This is a genomic window from Streptomyces sp. NPDC001709 (assembly GCF_053596375.1).
In genome coordinates, this window is sequence record NZ_JBSFGB010000010.1 from 185145 (window position 1) to 201483 (window position 16339).

Here is a 16339-nt window from a genome sequence, read left to right on the forward strand (position 1 = left end):
GAGATTCGCAGGCATGTTCGTCCACCGTGTTGACAGGAGGCTGAGACGCAGCTGACACGTTGCCGGGCCGGCGTCAGCAGGGCCGGCGTCAGCAGGGCCGGCGCAGTCCGGTTTCGAAGGCGTAGACGACGGCGTGGACGCGATTGCGCAGCTTGAGCTTGTGCAGCAGGTTCTGCACATGGGACTTGACGGTGTGTTCGGAGACCAGCAGCTCGCGGGCGATCTCGGCGTTGGAGCTGCCGCGCGCGATCAGGTCGATCACCTCGCGCTCGCGGGCCGTCAGCTCCCGGGGATCGACGGCGGAGACCGAGCTGATGTCCTCCGCGTCCGACGCCGGTCCGCCGGTGGGGCGCGGTCGCACGCCGGGTATGTCGCGCAGCACCCGGTATCCGGCGGCGGCCATCCGCACCGCGGCGGCGAGGTCGGCGGGCGTCACACTGGTCGGCAGGTGGGCACTGAGTACGGTGTCCCGCGCGTCCGGCTCGTCCCGCGGCCCGGCTCCGCCGACCGCCACCAGCCGTACGCCGTCTCCCAGTTGCTCGGCCAGCAGGCCGATCTCGCGCGGGTCGGCCACTCCGTGCAGCACCACGACGTCGGGACCGGCGGTGCACAGCGTGGCCAGTGAGCGCGGCCCGGACTCGTCGTCGCCGACCACCGCGATGCCCGGCTGTCCGTCGAGCAGCATTCTCAGCCCGGAGCGGGCCAGGGCGTCGGGCCCGAGGAGGAAGACGCGGACGGCGTCGGAGGCACCGGCCTGCGCGCCGGCGTCGAAGAGCTCGTCGGCGTAGGGGTGGGACTCCGGGTAGGGGTAGGAGTCCGGGTAGGTGTAGGCGTCCGGGTAGGTCAGCGGCTGCCGGTGGGGCAGGGCGTCGGCCGGGAGGAGCTGCTCGGCTCCCGCGGCGCCGCCGAGGTGGCGGTGGGCATGGCCGCGCGGTGCGGCCACGGCGGCCGCACCGCCGCCGGTGAGCACGCGCAGGACCACACTTCCGCCGGTCGCAGGCCGGGCGTCTGCTCGCCGTTCCATCATTGGCCCCCCAGTGCTAGATGTGCGCATGTACCGGTCGGCCGGTGTGGTGGCGACAAGCGCGGGCGAGGCCTTCCGTCGGGCCATACGGTAACCACGGTCCGGTTTTCCGAGCAGGGCTCTCAAGTGGCTTTCAAGCGCCTCGCAATCGCCTCGCAATCGCCTCGACCGCGACTTCGCAAGAATTCTCCCGGCGGAATTCTTGACGCTCCTTCGGGCTGCTACCTTCCGCTTCATGACCAAGGAACTGCTGCGCCGCCTGGCGGCCGACGCCATGGAACTCGACATCAGCGAACTTCCTTCTGACGGAGAGGATTTGATCGACTACGGTCTGCATTCGGTGGCCATCATGCAGATCGTCACCCACCTCCGCCGACAGGGCATCGACGCCTCCTTTCCGGAACTCTTCGAGTCGCCCACCATCGACGGCTGGTGGGCCCTGCTGAAGAAATCGGAATAATAGATTCCGGCGCGTCCCGGCAACCGCCCACTTCGATACCGGGCGGCCCGCGTCCCAGCACCGCTCAAGAGCCATTCAAATCCCTCTCGGATCCGGCTCGCGACACTGCGGCACGGGTCGCCTCCACGACTATGGTTCGATTCGCCAGAACGAATGAGAATTCACCTCGTCTCACGTTTCCACATTTTCCTCAGCGGAACAGCCGACGGAGTCACCATGGAATTCGGAGTCAACTTCTTCCCGGTCGTGGACCCGGAACGGAAGTCCGCGAGCACGTATTACGACGAGAGCCTGCGGCTGGTCGAGCGCGCTGAGGAACTCGGCTACGAGCACGTACAGATCGTCGAGCACTACGGCTCTCCGTACGGCGGCTACAGCCCGGACCCGGCGACCTTCCTCGCCGCGGCCGCGGCCCGTACCAGCCGGATCCGGATCGCCACCGGCGCGGTCATCGCCGCCTTCACCCATCCCGTGAAGCTCGCCGCCACCCTGGCGCTGCTCGACAACCTCTCCCACGGCCGCCTCGACGTGGGCTTCGGACGGGCCTTCCTGCCGGACGAGTTCGAGGTCTTCGGCGTGGACATGGAGGAGAGCCGGGCCCGTTTCGACGACGGTGTCAACGGATGCATAGCGTTGTGGACCGAGGAGAACACGGTCTTCGACGGCGCCGTCCACCGCTTCGGCCCCTTCACCGGCTACCCGCGCCCCTACCAGCAGCCGCACCCACCCGTCTTCGTCGCCTCGGCCAGCAGCCCGCAGTCCTGCGCGGCGGCCGGCGAGGCGGGCCACCACCTCCAGGTGGTGCCGTCGGTGACGTCGCGCGAGGGACTGCAGGAGATGATCGAGGGCTACCGCCGGGCCCGCGCCGCCGCCGGGCACGACGGGCCGGGCCGGATCCAGGTGAAGTACACCTGCTACCTGTCCGAGGACCGCGACCGGACCCTCGCCGACGCCCGTGCCCAGGAGCACAACTACGTGTCCCGGATGGCCGATGCCGTCGCCGCCTGGGCCGACACCCGCAGCAGCCAGTACCCGGGCTACGAGGCCTTCGTGGAGAAGGCCCGCGCCTACGACTTCGACCGGGCGCTGGACGCCCGCAAGGTCCTGGCCGGCACCGTCGAGGACGTACGCGGCCAGCTCGCCGACGTCCGCGACTGGTACGGCTCCGACATCTGCGTGAGCCTCCAGTTCAACCCCGGCCACCTCCCGTACGAACACGCCGAGCGCGCCATGGAGTTGTTCGCGCTCGAGGTCGCGCCCGCCTTCCGCGGCACCGGGGACGAGCAGACGGCGGTGCCCGCGCAAGCCGCCGCGTGACACCGCAGGCCGTCGGGCCACCTCCGTACCAGCACGCAGGGACAGAAAACATGGCCAGCACACGTATCAGCAAGGACGCCGATGTGGCGGTCGTGGGGCTGGGCGCCTGGGGCGCCTGTGCCCTGTGGCAGCTCGCCCGGCACGGCGTCGACGTGATCGGCGTCGACCGCTACGGCATCGCCAACGTGCACGGATCCTCGCACGGCGAAAGCCGGATGTTCCGCACCGCCTGCCTGGAGCACCCCGGACTGGTCCCGCTCGCCCGGCGCTCCGGACAGCTGTGGGCCGAGCTGGAGGCCGAGACCGGCACCCGGCTGCTGAAGCGGACCGGAGCCATGCTGATCGGCCCGCGCGACGGCCGCACCGCCGGCGGCGCCCTCGCCGCGGCACGGGAGCACGGCCTGGAGACCGAACTGCTGGACGCGGACGCCATACGCCGGCGTGTCCCGGCCCACGCCGACCTGCCCGACGACCATGTGGCCGTCTTCGAGCGCGAGGGCGGACTGGCCCTGCCCGAGCAGACCATCCGGGCAGCCGTCGGCGCCGCCCGGTCCGCGGGCGCCGTGGTCCACGACCACACCCGGGTCACCGGCGTGGAACTGGTCGACGGCGGCGCGGTGGTGCACACGGCGCTGCGCCCGCTGCGCGTCGACCGGGTCGTGGTCGCCGCCGGGCCCTGGCTCGGCCAGCTGGTGCCCGAACTGCCGCTGGAGGTGGTACGGATGCCCACGACCTGGTTCACGCCGACGCGGCCCGACTCCCGCTTCACCCTCGACCGCCTGCCGGTGTTCATGCGCGAACTCGACGGCGGCGACGTCATCTGGGGCCACGGCCGGCTTGCGGGCCACGACGAACTCAAACTCGGCCTCGAGGACGGCGGCCGCCACTTCCGCGTGGTGGACCCCGAGACCATGGACCGCTCGGTCTCACCCGCCGACTGGTCCGTCCTCGCCGGCATCCTGCCCCGCGCGGTTCCCGGCGTCTCGGCGCTGCCCTCCCGCGTCACCGCCAACCTCTACGCACGCACGCCGGACGGCCAGTTCGTCCTCGGCACGCTGCGCCGCGACCCGCGGCTGGTGGTGGCGGGCGGATGCAACAGCCACGGCTTCAAACACGCCACCGGCATCGGCGAGGTCATCGCCGACCTCGTCCTCGGCAAGCCGGCCGCGTTTCCGCTCGGCTTCACCGACCCGAACCGCTTCCTGTGACGGCACGACGACCCACCGACGTCCGCAAGCCGGCCACCGTTGTGAGGAACGATGCACTTCCGCATTCTGGGCACCGTTGAAATCCACGACGAGTCCAGCGGCCGCCGGGTCAGCCCCACGGGCTCCAAACAGCGCGCCCTGCTGGGCGCGCTGGTGGTCGGGGCCGGACACGTCCTCTCCTCCCACCGACTCATCGACGAACTGTGGGGCGAACACCCGCCCGCCAACGCGGGCAACGCGCTCCAGGCCCACATCGCCCGGCTGCGCCGGCTCCTGGAGGAAGTGAGCCCCGGCGACCAGGCACGCGTCGCCACGCACTCCCTCGGCTACCTGCTGCGCACCGGCCCCGAACCCACCGACGCCGACGTCTTCCACCGCCTGTCGGCCCAGGGCCGCGCCGTGGTCACCAGCGATCCCGAACGCGCCGTCAGCGTGCTGCGCGACGCGCTCGCGCTGTGGCGCGGCCCGGCGCTGCACGGCAGCATCAGCGGCGACATCTGCATGGCCGAGGCCGCGCAGCTGGAGGAGAACCGGCTGGTCACGCTGGAAACCCTGTACGACGCGAGCCTGCGCGCCTCGTTGCACGAGGAGATCACCGGTGAACTGGAGGAGTTGACCACGGATCACCCTCTGCGCGAGCGCTTCTACGACCTCCTCATGGTCGCCCTCTACCGCTGCGGCCGCCAGGCCGAGGCGCTCGGCACCTACGAACGGGCCCGGATGCGCCTGGTCCACGAACTCGGCGTGGAACCGGGCCCGGCCCTGCGCAACCGCGTCCAGGAAATCCTCAGCCACGCCCCGGAACTCACCCCTCCCCCACCGCGCCCCCTCGCACCAGTGGTCGGCTCCATCGGAACCGCCCCACCGGCCGCCGCTCCCGAACGGCCCACCGCCGCCACGGTCCTCGGAATCGGCGACGAACTGGACCGCCTCCGACGGCGCCTGGAAGGCCTGGCCCGCGAACAACAGGCTCTCGCCCGCCGCTTCGAACAACTGTCCGCGGGCGCAACGGCAGCCACATCCTGATACGCCCAGCACCGCCCACTGACCTTCCCGCCCTCGCCCCTTCCACCCCGGCCCCGCCCGACGCCGACCCGTCGGACGGGCCCTCGGGCGCCGGCGCCGCCACGTCCCGGCCTCAGCACACCGCCGCGGTCGTCCGCTCCAAGGTCAACAACCGGCCCGCCGAGCGGCGCAGGCGGCGGTCGTGGGTGACGGTGAGGACTGGGCCCGGGAAGTCGTCCAGGGCACTTTGCAGGTCCTCGATGAGGGACAGGCTGAGGTGGTTGGTGGGCTCGTCTAGGAGGAGGACGTGTGGGCGCAGGGCCACCAGGCGGGCCAGGTCGAGGCGGCGGCGTTGACCCACGCTGAGCGAGGCGACGGGAACGTGCAGGTCGGCGGGGCGGAAGAGGCCGAGGTCGAGGAGTTGTTCGGCGGCCTCGGCCTCGTCGGCGGCTGTGGCGCGGGCGTAGGTGGGCAGCAGACGGCCGGCGCCGGAGCCGAAGCAGCTCTCCTGTGGCAGGTAGCCGATGCGCAGGTGCGGCCGGACGGCCACGCTGCCGTGTTCGGGCTCGAGTTCGCCGGCGAGCACCCGCAGCAGGGTTGACTTGCCGGCGCCGTTGGGGCCGGCCACCACGACACGGTCGGTGCCTTCGAGGCAGAGGTCCGGAAGGCGCAGGCCGCCGCGCGTGCGTACGCCGTGGACCGCGAGCAGCGGTCCGGATCCGGCCGGTCCGGCGGCGTCGTCGGCCGCCGCCTGCCCGGTCAGGCCGACGGCCGAGAACCGCAGCGGCGCCGGCGGCCTCGGCACCTCCTGGAGTTCCAGCCGTCTGATCTCCTCCTTGGCGGCCCTGGCGTGCCGGGCCACCGCCGCCTGCGCTCCGGCGCCGCGCAGGTCGTAGTTCATCTTGGCGTTGTCGCGCGGCGGCCGGTAGTGGCCGGCGGCCCGGTCGGAACGGCTCAGCCGCAGCCTGGCCCGGTCCATGGCCTCGGTCCACATCTGGTGGTCGGCCTCCCAGCGGCGGCGGGCGGCCGCCTGCTCGGCGGCGTACTCGCGGTAGGTCCCGCCGAAGCGGACGACCGTGCCGCGCGGGCCGTCGAGGTCGAGCAGTCCGGTGACCGCGCCGTCGAGCAGGTCCCGGTCGTGGGAGGCGATCAGGCACGGGCCCCGGTACTCCCGCAGCCAGCCGGCGAGCCAGGTGACGGCCTCGTCGTCGAGGTGGTTGGTGGGCTCGTCGAGCAGCAGCGCGGGCGGGGCCTCGATCACCAGCAGGGCCAGGCCGAGACGGGCCCGTTCGCCGCCGGAGAGCTCTGCGACCGACCGGTCGTGCGGCAGCCGGTGCAGGCCGAGAGCCTGGAATACCTCGGCGGCACGGGCGTCGAAGCGCCAGCCGTCGCGGGCCTCGAACTCCTCCTGCGCCGCCGCGTATTCCTCGAGGAGGCCGGCCAGCTCGTCCTGGCCGGCCGTGCCCATCAGGCCCTCGATCCGGCGCATCCGCTCGCCGAGGCGGTCCAGTTCCCGGCGGGCCGTGGCCAGGCAGCGGGCCACGGTCCACGCGGCAGGCAGCTCGACCTCCTGCGGCAGATATCCGGGAGCGCCTCCGACGGTGGCGCGGACCCGGCCGCCGTCCGGTGTGTCCACGCCGGCCAGCACTCTGAGCAGAGTGGACTTGCCGACGCCGTTCTCGCCGATCAAGCCGAGCCGGTCACCCGCCGAGACCGTCAGCGAGACGCCGTTGAGGACGGCGCGCTCGCCGCGCATCCGGACCACCTCCTCGGCGGCCAGGTGCTGCTTGGTGTTCACCACCGCCTGCGCGGTGTCCGTCATGGTGCGCTCCAAAGGTGCGTCGCGCGCGTCCGGTCCCAGGTCGTCGTCGCCGGCGGCGCATGGCCGCGGGCCGGCCTCGTACGCGTCATCGCGGCACCGCCGAGCCGGACAGGGCCGGCATGGCGGCGCGGATGTCGGCGGTGATCTGCCGTGTCAACTCCTCGGGGCGGCTGCGGAAGTAGAAGTGGTCGCCGGAGTACAGGTGCAGTCCCTGGAACCGCTCGGCATGCGCGGACCAGGCGGCGAGCCGCTCCCGGGAGACGACGATGTCCTGTGTTCCGCCGAAGACGGACAGCGGTACCCGCAGCGGCGCGGTGCCGGGCCGCGGCCGCCAGGTCTCCACCAGCCGCAGATCGCCGCGGATGACGGGTTCGAAGGTCTGCCAGAGTTCGTCGTCGCCCAGGACCTCGGGCGGAGTGCCGCCCATGGCCCCGACCGCGCGGCGGAGCTCGGCATCGGGCAGGAGGTGACGGTTGAGCGGCTCGCCCTGCGGGGCCGGCGCGCCGCGCGCCGACAGGCCCAACCAGACCGGCTGCGGCAGGCCCTCGGCGGCGAGGCGGTTGGTCAGCTCGTAGGCGACGAGTCCGCCCATGCTGTGGCCGAAGAACGCGAACGGGCGGTCCATGGCCAGCACGATCTCGTCGTGGAAGAAGTCGACCAACTGCTCGGCGGAGGTGCGGGCCGGAAGGTCGGTGAGCCGTCCGCGGCCCGGTGCGTCGAGCATCCGGACCTCCCAGTCGGCCGGAAACCGCCTCGCCCAGTCGCGGTAGACGAGGTGGGAGCCGCCGGCGTGGTGGAAGAGGAACAGGCGCAGCGCGGCGCCGGGCACCGGCCGTGGGCAGAATGCGGCGGCGGGTGCGGCAGCGGACGGCCGGTGGGTGGTCGAGAGGGTGTTGATCATCGCTTCTCCTGGTGGGCGCGGGGTCTCAGGCGGCGGCGAGCTGCCGCGGCGCGCGGGTGCCGGCCGGCCTGGCGTCCCTGCGGATCTGGCGGACCATGCTGGTCAGGACGGTGCTCTGGCCGATCTCCACGAACTGCGGGTCCGGCAGGGCGAGCAGGGACTCCACGGTTTCCCGCCAGCGCACCGGATGGTCGATCTGTTCCAGCATCAGATCGGCGGCGGTCTCGGCGGTGTAGGGCTCGGCCGTGCAGTTGGCGATCACGGTCACCGTGGGTGCGGCGAGGCGGGCCGAGCGGATCACGGGGGCCAGGGCGGCGGCGGCCGGGGCCATGTAGCGGGAGTGGAAGGGCCCGCTGACGGCCAGCCGGCGCACCATGCGGGCTCCGGCGTCCTCCAGGATCTGGCCCGCCTCCTCCAGGTCCTCGACCGGACCGGCGAGGACCGTCTGGCTGGAGCTGTTGAGGTTCGCCAGGTCCAGGGCCGCGAATCCGGCGCGCAGCAGCAGGAAGCGCAGCTTGGTCTCGGACAGGCCGACCACCGCGCTCATGCCGCCGCCGGTGACGTCCGCCATGGCCCGGGCGCGGGCCGCCACCAGTCGCAGGCCGTCGGCGAAGCCGAACACTCCGGCGGCCTCCAGCGCGTTGTACTCGCCGAGGCTGTGCCCGATGACCACGTCGGGACGGTCGCCGTCCTCGACGGCGGCGCGGTGGGCCAGGGCGTTGACGACGTACATCGCGGGCTGGGTGTAACGGGTCTGGCCCAGCTGTCCGTCGGGGTCCTCCAGGCACAGGGTGCGCAGGCTGTATCCGAGGAGCTCGCCGGCCTCCGCCTCCAGGTGCGGGAAGCGGTCGAACAGCTCCCGGCCCATCCCGACGCGCTGTGCCCCCTGGCCTGGGAACATGAAGATCCGGGTCATGCTGATCAACTGCCTTCGTTCGGTGGTGACGTCACCGGGTTGCCGGGACGGGGAACGCCTCGACGGCGAGAGCGCCGAGGTCGGGAGCGGTGAAGAGGGTTTCCAGGGACAGCTCGCGGCCTCCTTCGGCGGTCACCCGGGCCGCGATCCGTATCAGTTGGCGGCTGGTGGCGCCCATCGCGAACAGGTCGTCGGCGGGCGTGATCCGCTCGGCGGGCCGTCCCGTCTCCTCGGCCGTGATGCGGGCCAGCCGGTCGAAGGGCGTGGGCTGTGTGCTCCGCGGCGCCGCGGGCTCGTCGAGGACGGTGCCGGGCTCCTGCGCGCCGGACGCGGGTGCCGGCACCGGCAGCGGCAGGTGCCGAACGTCCAGCGGTACGGCGGGCAGGGCGGCCCGGCGTGGGTTTCCGGGCACCGCCGGCCACTGCGGCTCCGCTCCGGCGAGCCATGCGTCCAGGGCCGTGCGCTCGCCGTCGGTGGCGGGCGACCACTCCTCGGCGATGCCCGGGCCCTGGTGGCGGATCCGCTGGGCGAGGGCGCGCAGCGCGTCCGCGGACCGGCCGCGGTCGGCGACCACCGCGGCGCGGGCGGCGCGCGCGGTACGGCCCTCGCGCAGGCTGCGGGCGACGGCCGGCAGGGTGAGGTGCGGGGCGCGGTCGAGGGCCTGGGCGAGGGAGTCGGCGAGGCGGGCGAGGTTGTCGGCGTTGTCCGCGGACAGCGGCAGTACGTACGCGGTGTCGGACGCGGTGTCGGACGCGGTGGTGTCGTCGGTGGCCGCGGTCCGCGGCGGCTCCTCGACGACCAGGCTGCCGTACGAGCCGCCGCCGGCGAAGCCGTTCACCAGTGCCCGACGGACGGCGCCGTCCTCGGTGCGCCAGCGCGTGCCTTCCGGAGAGACGGCGAGCACCGCGCCGGTCCGGCCGTTCAGGGCCGGGTTGGGAGCCGAGGTGAGCCGGGTCGGGTAGAGCTCTTCGCGCCGGAACTGCAGGATGAGCTTGCCGAGTTGGGCGAAGACGGACGCGGCCTCCAGGTGCCCGGTGTTCGGCTTGACCGATCCCACGGGCACGGGCCGCTGCTCCTGGCCGGTGAACAGGCGGTCCACCGCGCCGAATTCGAGCACGTCGGCGAGGGCCGCTCCGGCGGCGGCCGCCTCGACGTAGCCGATGTCGCCGGGCGTGAGGGAGGCGTCGGCCAGGGCGGCGCGCATGACCTCTTCCTGCCGCTTGGGGTCCGGAATGCCGAACTGACGGGTCGTGCCCGAGTGCACGAGGGCGCCGCCGCGCAGCACTGCGTGGATCGGGTCGCCGTCGGCCAGCGCCCGGTCCAGCGGCTTGAGCAGGACGGCGCCGACGCCCTCGCCGACGATCCAGCCGCTGGCGCGGTCGGTCATCGCGCAGGAGTCGGGCTGTTCGGCGACGAGGCCCATGTCGGAGAGCACGTCGAGGTGATCGGGGTGGAGGACGAGGTTGCTGCCGGCCGCGAGGGCCGCCTCGCACCGGCCGTCGGCCACGGCCCGGTAGGCCGCCTCGACGGCCGCGAGCCCGGAGACACAGCCGGTGTCGAGGACCAGGCTCGGCCCGGTCAGGCCGAAGGCGTGCGAGGTGCGGTGGGCCAGGCCGCCGCGGGTGGCGTGGGTGCCGGGCCGGCCGTCGGCCCGGGCGGTGACGCCGTACAGCGCGTGGTCCTGCCACATCGAGCCGACGAACACGCCGACCGAGCCGGCCTCGGACAGCTGCCGTGGAGTGACGGAGGCGTTCTCGAAGCAGTGGCGGGCGACGGAGAGCAGCAGCCGCTCCTGCGGGTCGACGGCGGCCGCCTCCTCGTCGCCGAGGCCGAACTCCTCGGCCTCCACGGCCGTCACGTCGGCGAGGTAGCCGCCGACGCGGGCACCGGCACGGCCGGCCCGGGAGGCGAGGGGGGCCCAGCGCTCGGACGGTACGGGCCCGGTGGCCGAACGGCCGTCCGCCAGCAGCGCGTCCAGCTCGTCGAGGGTGTCGGCACCGGGCAGCCGGGCGGCGAAGCCGATCACCGCGACGGCGCGGTCGGCCTTGGCTGCCTTTGCTGCCTTGGCAGCCGCCGCGGCCGGGGCCGGGGCGCCTGCCGTTCGCTGCTCCTGCGCGACGAGCCCGGCGCGGCGCTCGCGCGCTTCGCCGGTCAGCTGCCCGCCCCACAGCGAGAGCAGCAGCTCCTGGTCGTCGTCGAGGCCGAAGTGGCCGCGGACGGCGTCGAAGTTCATCTCGCCCACCGCGCACATGCCCAGACCGCGCTGCGGTGCGGCGGTCAGCAGCAGCTGCGCGATGTGGCCGGCCTCGATCGTGGAGAAGCGGGCGGCGTTCGCCTGGCCGTAGGCCGGGGCGATGGCGGCCGGTGTGGAGACCAGGAAGAGGCCGAAGGAGGCGGCCTCGACCAGGGCCCGGTTGTGGAAGACGTGGACGTCGGTGCCCATGCGGGCCGCGGGGTCGACGGCGACCAGGGTGCGCTCGCCGGGGTGCAGGTAGTGCAGGCCGCCGTCGATTCCGGCGACCGCGCCGGGGCTGACGTAGAGGTAGACCTGCACCGGGTAGAAGCCGCCGGCGGACGGGTAGCGGTGCTTACCGCGGCCGTCCAGCTCGCCGCGGGCCAGGGTGGCCAGGAGGTCGAGCAGGTCCTCGGCGGGCAGCGGGCCGTCGGCGAAGTCACGGAAGGACGAGGCGTCGTACAGGGCCCGCTGGTGCTCCGGGCCCTCCTGCGGGAGCGGCAGGCGCACGAGCTCGGCGGGCAGCCGCCGCTCGGCGATCCTGGCCTCCTTGAACGCGGCCTTGGCCGCCGGGTCGAAGGCGATCCGCACGTCGGCGGCGCGGGCCGGCGCGGCGGCGGGCCGCGCGGCCGGTGCGGCGGCGGGAGCCACTGCGGCGGCGATGGCGCGGGCGGTCGGCGCCTGGATCAGCACGTCCACCGGGACGTCGGCGCCGAACCTCTCGCCGACCAGCTGAGCCAGCCGGATCATGGTGAAGGAGGTCGCACCCAGGTCGAACAGGTCGGCATCCGCGTCCACTTCGGCCACGCCCATCAGCTCGGCGGCCATGGCGGCGACGGCGGCCGGATCCGCCGCGGCGGACGCGGGAGCGGCCGGAGCCGCGGCGGCGGCAGGAGTGGACGCGGCGGCGGGTGCCGGCTGTGCGGTGGTGGTCCGGCCGGCCACGGCCGCGTACAGGCCGGCCGCCGTCGGCGTGTTGATGAGCGCGTCCACCGGCAGGGCCACGCCGGTGAGACGCTCGATCTCCTGGGCCAGCCGGATCATCGTGAAGGACGTGGCGCCCAGGTCGAACAGGTCGGCCTCCGGGGCCACTTCGGCCACGCCCAGGCAGGCGGCGACGGCGGCCCGTACCTCCTCGAAGTCCGCTGCCCGTGCCTGCGGTGCGCTGTGCTGGTTCTGCATGATCTCCTTCTCGGACGCCGGGGCCTCGGTGAAGAGAGCGCCGGCCGCGGGGCGGTCGAGCTTGCCGTTGGCGGTCAGCGGGAGCCGGCCGACGAACCGGAATCCGCTCGGCACCAGGTAGGCGGGCAGCGTCTCGGACAGGGCCGTGCGGATGGCGGACGGGGCGGGCGCGTCGCCGTCCGGGACGCAGACGGCCGCGAGGATCTGCTCGCCGCTCGCCTCGTCGGTCAGCGGCAGTACGCGCGCCTCGGCGATGCCGGGGACGCCGGTGAGCGCCGCCTCGATCTCCTCCGGCTCGATGCGCAGGCCGCGCAGCTTGAACTGGCTGTCGATACGGCCGAGATAGCGGATCTCGCCGTCGGCGCCGAGCTGTCCCAGGTCGCCGGTGCGGTACAGGCGCGGCGAGGGATCCTCGGGGAACGGTGAGGCGACGAAGCGCTCGGCGGTCAGCTCGGGACGCTCGTGGTAGCCGAGGGCCACGCCGCGGCCGCCGATGACGATCTCTCCGGGCGTGCCGTCGGGCACCGGGCGCAGCTCCTCGTCCACCAGGTGGATCGTGGTGTGCGAGATCGGGCGCCCGATGGGCACGGTGGGCTCGCTCCAGTCGGCGCGGCAGGCCCAGTGCGTGACGTCGATCGCGGCTTCGGTGGGCCCGTAGAGGTTGTGCAGTTCGCAGCCGCCGGGCAGCACCTCGAAGAAGTGCCGCATGGTCGCGACGGGCAGGGCCTCGCCGCTGGCGAAGACGTAGCGCAGGTCCGTGCAGCCGGCCGCCTGCGGGTGGCGCAGGAACATGCCGAGCACGGACGGGACGAAGTGGGTGACGGTCACCTTCTCGTCGCGGAAGAGCCGGGCCAGGTAGCCGGGGTCGACGTGGCCGCCGGGCCGGGCGACGACGATCGAGGCGCCGGCCAGCAGCGGCCAGAAGAACTCCCAGGCCGAGACGTCGAAGCCGTACGGGGTCTTCTGCGCGACACGGTCGGCGGGGCCGAGCGGGAAACGGTCCTGCATCCACAGCACGCGGTTGACGAAGCCCTGGTGGGTGTTGCGGCAGCCCTTGGGCTTGCCGGTGGTACCCGAGGTGTAGATGGTGTAGACGGGATCCTCGGGGCCGAGGACGACCTCGGGCGCGGTCTCGGGACATGCGGCGAGCAGTTCGCGGTCCGCGGCGCGGTCCTGGCACAGCACCGGCACGCCGGTGGAACCGGCCACCTCGGCCCGCGCGGCGTCGGCGACGACCACACGCGCACCGCTGTCCTCCAGCAGGTAGCGCACGCGCTCCGGCGGGTTGGCCGGGTCCACCGGGACGTACACGGCGCCCGCGCGCACGATACCGACGAGCGCGGCCACCAGGTCGTCCGAGCGGTCCATGTGTACGGCGACGTGGTCGCCGGGGCGGACGCCGAGGTCGGCCAGCCGGTGGGCGAGCCGGGCGGTGCGCGCGTCGAGCTCGCGGTAGCCGACGGTGCGTCCGTTCCAGCGGACGGCCGTGCGGTCGGCGTTGCGCCGCAGGCTCTCGCCGATCAGCTCCGCCATGCTCCGCGACCGGTCGTCGTCGGCGGCGGGCAGGGCGTCCGCGGACTGCGCCGGTGCCGGCTCCGACACCGACTCCGACACCGAATCCGGCTCCGGCTCCGACTCCGACTCCGCGACGAAAGACCGTACGCGCTGCGCGTAGCCGTCGAACATGGCGTCGAGCCGGACGGTCTCCAGGCTGCCTTCGGCGGCGTCCCACTGGCCGATCAGCTCGTCGCCGACGAGCAGCGGTACGTGGTCCAGCGCGACCTGCGCGGTCTGCGACTGGCTGGAGCGCAGGCTCACGCCCTTCGGGTGCAGGCGCGGGTCGATCTCGGGCACCCGGGTGAAGACCACCGGCAGGCGCAGACTGCCGCCGGAGCGGAAGACGCGGGTACGCAGTTCGGCCAGGCCCGGCCGGATCTCGCCGCGTTCGAGGTCGGCGCGGCAGCGGGCCCACAGTTCCCGGGCGCGCGCGGCGAAGTCCTCGGGCAGGGTGTCGTCGACGACGACCCAGGCGAGCTGGGTGAAGTCGGCGACCATGCCGTCGGCGTGGCCGATGCCGGCCGGACGGTCCCAGGAGACGACGGTGACGGTGAAGGCCTCGTCGCCGAAGGCCCGGCGCAGTTCGTCGGTGTAGGCGGTGAGCAGCACCATGTCGGCGGGAACGCCGATGGCCGCGGCGGCGGCGGTCAGCGACTGCCAGGAGCCCAGCGGGGTCCTGCGGTGCAGGCGCCGCGCGTCCTGGGCGGGCTCGGGCAGCGGCGGGCCGCCGGGCAGTACGGCGAACTTCTCCCGCCAGGCCTGCCGGGCCGCCTCCGCCTGCTCGCCGGCGGTCTTGCCGGCGAGGGAATGGAGGTGGGGGCGCGGGTCGGCGGGCGTGTCGAGGACCGTCTCGTCGCCGTCGTGCAGGGCGAAGAGCTGGCCGAAGAGGAGGGCGAAGCTGCGGGCGTCGGCGAGCAGGGCGTCCAGGACGACGTGCAGGACGACGGTGCCGTCGGGCAGGGTGCTCGCTTCGAGCGCGTACATCGGCCGGGTGCCGAGCGGGAAGGTGCCTTCGCGCAGCCGCGCGGCGACCTCGGCGAGCGCCCGGTCGACGGCTTCACCGGCACTCAGGCCGGTCAGGTCGTGCCGGGCGATGCGGTAGCCGTGGCCGGCGGCGTCCGCCGGGAGCGGGGCGATCTCCAGTGTTCCGTCCTGGTGAACGGCCGCGCGCAGCATGGGGTGGTGGGCGACGAGCCGGTTCCAGGCGGCCTCCAGCGCGTCCACGTCGTGGTGCTCCAGCAGGAACTCCTGGTAGACGCGGGTCTCCGCGCCACCGCCGAGCTGTCCGAGCCGGCCGACGAGGTAGGCCGACTGGACCTCGGTGAGCGGGTAGCGCTCGGGAAGGCCGGCGGCCTGCGGCTGGATGGCGGGTGACTGCCGCTGGATGGCGGGTGCCTGCCAGGCCGTCGTGTCGTCGGCGACGCGGCGCAGCAGGTTCTCCAGGCGGCCGAAGGCGGAGCGCACCGCGGCCTCGTCGAGCTCCCGGCCCGAGCAGTCCCAGGAGACGTGCAGCGCGCCGTCGCGTTCCTGGACGCACATCTCCAGTGCCACGCCGGGCGTGTGGGTGGCGGAGGCGGCGATGTCGACCAGGGCCGCCCAGTTGCCGGGGTCGGCGTCGCGCTGGTCGGCGATGCTGCCGAGCAGGCTGGTGAAGACGAGCGGTACGGCGGCGCCGCGCCGTCCGGGCGTGGTGCGCGCGTGCTCGCGCAGCGCGCGCACGCCGCTGACCTCGCCGTGCTCCAGGTCCTGCCAGAGCTGGCCGCGGACCTCGTCGAGGAGTTCGCCGAGGGTGCCGGCGGGTGCCGGGGCGACGAAGACGGAGGTGGACAGGAACGGTCCGACCAGGCGCGGCACGTCGGGGTGGACCGGGCGGCGGTTGTAGGTGGTGAGGATCACCGGGAGCGGTGCGGCAGTCGTGGCCTCGGCCTGTACGGCGGCGGTCGTCAGGGCGAGCAGCAGGGCGGAGGGCGTGGCGCCCGCCTTCTTGGCCGCGTCCTTGGCGCGGCTCCACGCGTCCTGCTCCAGGCTCAGCACAAGCCTGCGGTGCGCACCGGTGGCCTCGTCGGCGGCGGTGCCTTCGGCGTGCAGCGGAGTGGGCCGTGCGAAGTCCACGGGAGCGAGCTTGTCGCGCCAGTGGGCCAGGGAGGCTTCGGAGGGAGCGCGGCCGGTGGTCGCCAGGGCGTAGTCGCGGAAGGTGATGGCGGGCGGCGCCGGGTGGCGGCCGGTGGCGTAGCGGGCGTACCAGTCCTGGAGGAGCAGCGAGACGCTCGGGCCGTCGGCGATGAGTTCGTCGACGGTGAGGAGCACGCGGGTGCGGCCGCCGGGCAGGGTGGCGGCGCGCACGGCGAACAGCGGCCAGCTGTGCGGGTCGATGCCGGCCGCGGCCTCCTCGCGGAGGGCTTCGAGGGCGGATTGCCGGGCCTGCGTGGTGGCCGTGGTGAGGTCGGTGACGGGAATCCGGTAGGCGGGCACGCTCTCGCGAACGGTCTGCCGGGCGTCGGGAAGCAGGTGGGCCCGCAGCATGCCGGTGTCGGCGACGAGCCGGTTCCAGCTCTCCTCCAGACGGGCCGTGTCCAGCGGGCCGGTCTCGAACTCCAGGTGGATCCGGGTGCCGCCGGTGCCGCCCTGGGCGGTGCGGCCGACGTAGAAGGACTCCTGGACCTCGGTGAGGGCGAAGGGCCGGTACTGCTCGGCGGGGTCGGTCTGGGACATGG

General features: G+C 73.7%; 9 protein-coding genes. 4 read left to right on the forward strand and 5 right to left on the reverse strand.

From position 1 onward, the window contains the following. Positions 1-88 precede the first annotated feature (88 nt). Entirely contained in the window at positions 89-1024 is a 936-nt protein-coding gene (locus tag ACWC0C_RS17785; RefSeq protein ID WP_450864785.1) for a response regulator transcription factor, read from the reverse strand. Positions 1025-1259: 235 nt separating this feature from the next. Between ACWC0C_RS17785 and ACWC0C_RS17790 the strand changes: the two genes are divergently transcribed. The 4 genes from ACWC0C_RS17790 (at position 1260) to ACWC0C_RS17805 (ending at position 5035) form a co-directional block, all read left to right on the forward strand. Next, entirely contained in the window at positions 1260-1484 is a 225-nt protein-coding gene (locus ACWC0C_RS17790; protein WP_449195679.1) for a phosphopantetheine-binding protein, read from the forward strand. Positions 1485-1700: 216 nt separating this feature from the next. After that, on the forward strand, positions 1701-2801 hold the full coding sequence (locus tag ACWC0C_RS17795) for an LLM class flavin-dependent oxidoreductase (protein ID WP_450864786.1): 1101 nt from the start codon (positions 1701-1703) through the stop codon (positions 2799-2801). Positions 2802-2851: 50 nt separating this feature from the next. Further along, positions 2852-4009 carry an N-methyl-L-tryptophan oxidase gene (gene solA / locus ACWC0C_RS17800; RefSeq protein WP_449195681.1) on the forward strand — a complete coding sequence of 386 codons (1158 nt, stop codon included), beginning with the start codon at positions 2852-2854 and terminating at the stop codon, positions 4007-4009. A 51-nt stretch (positions 4010-4060) separates the two neighbouring features. Next, positions 4061-5035 (forward strand): AfsR/SARP family transcriptional regulator, encoded by a 975-nt coding sequence (locus tag ACWC0C_RS17805; protein ID WP_449195682.1) that lies wholly within the window; start codon positions 4061-4063, stop codon positions 5033-5035. Positions 5036-5147: 112 nt separating this feature from the next. Here the strand turns inward: ACWC0C_RS17805 and ACWC0C_RS17810 are convergent, their stop codons facing one another. The 4 genes from ACWC0C_RS17810 to ACWC0C_RS17825 form a co-directional block, all read right to left on the reverse strand. Next, positions 5148-6836: an ABC-F family ATP-binding cassette domain-containing protein gene (locus tag ACWC0C_RS17810; protein WP_450864787.1), complete on the reverse strand. Its 1689-nt coding sequence runs from the start codon at positions 6834-6836 to the stop codon at positions 5148-5150. A gap of 85 nt (positions 6837-6921) precedes the next feature. Continuing rightward, positions 6922-7737, reverse strand: a complete 816-nt coding sequence (locus ACWC0C_RS17815; protein ID WP_450864788.1) for a thioesterase II family protein — start codon at positions 7735-7737, stop codon at positions 6922-6924. 25 nt (positions 7738-7762) lie between these two features. After that, positions 7763-8653: an ACP S-malonyltransferase gene (fabD, locus tag ACWC0C_RS17820; protein WP_449195685.1), complete on the reverse strand. Its 891-nt coding sequence runs from the start codon at positions 8651-8653 to the stop codon at positions 7763-7765. A 31-nt stretch (positions 8654-8684) separates the two neighbouring features. After that, positions 8685-16337: an amino acid adenylation domain-containing protein gene (locus ACWC0C_RS17825; RefSeq protein WP_450864789.1), complete on the reverse strand. Its 7653-nt coding sequence runs from the start codon at positions 16335-16337 to the stop codon at positions 8685-8687. Positions 16338-16339 lie beyond the last annotated feature (2 nt).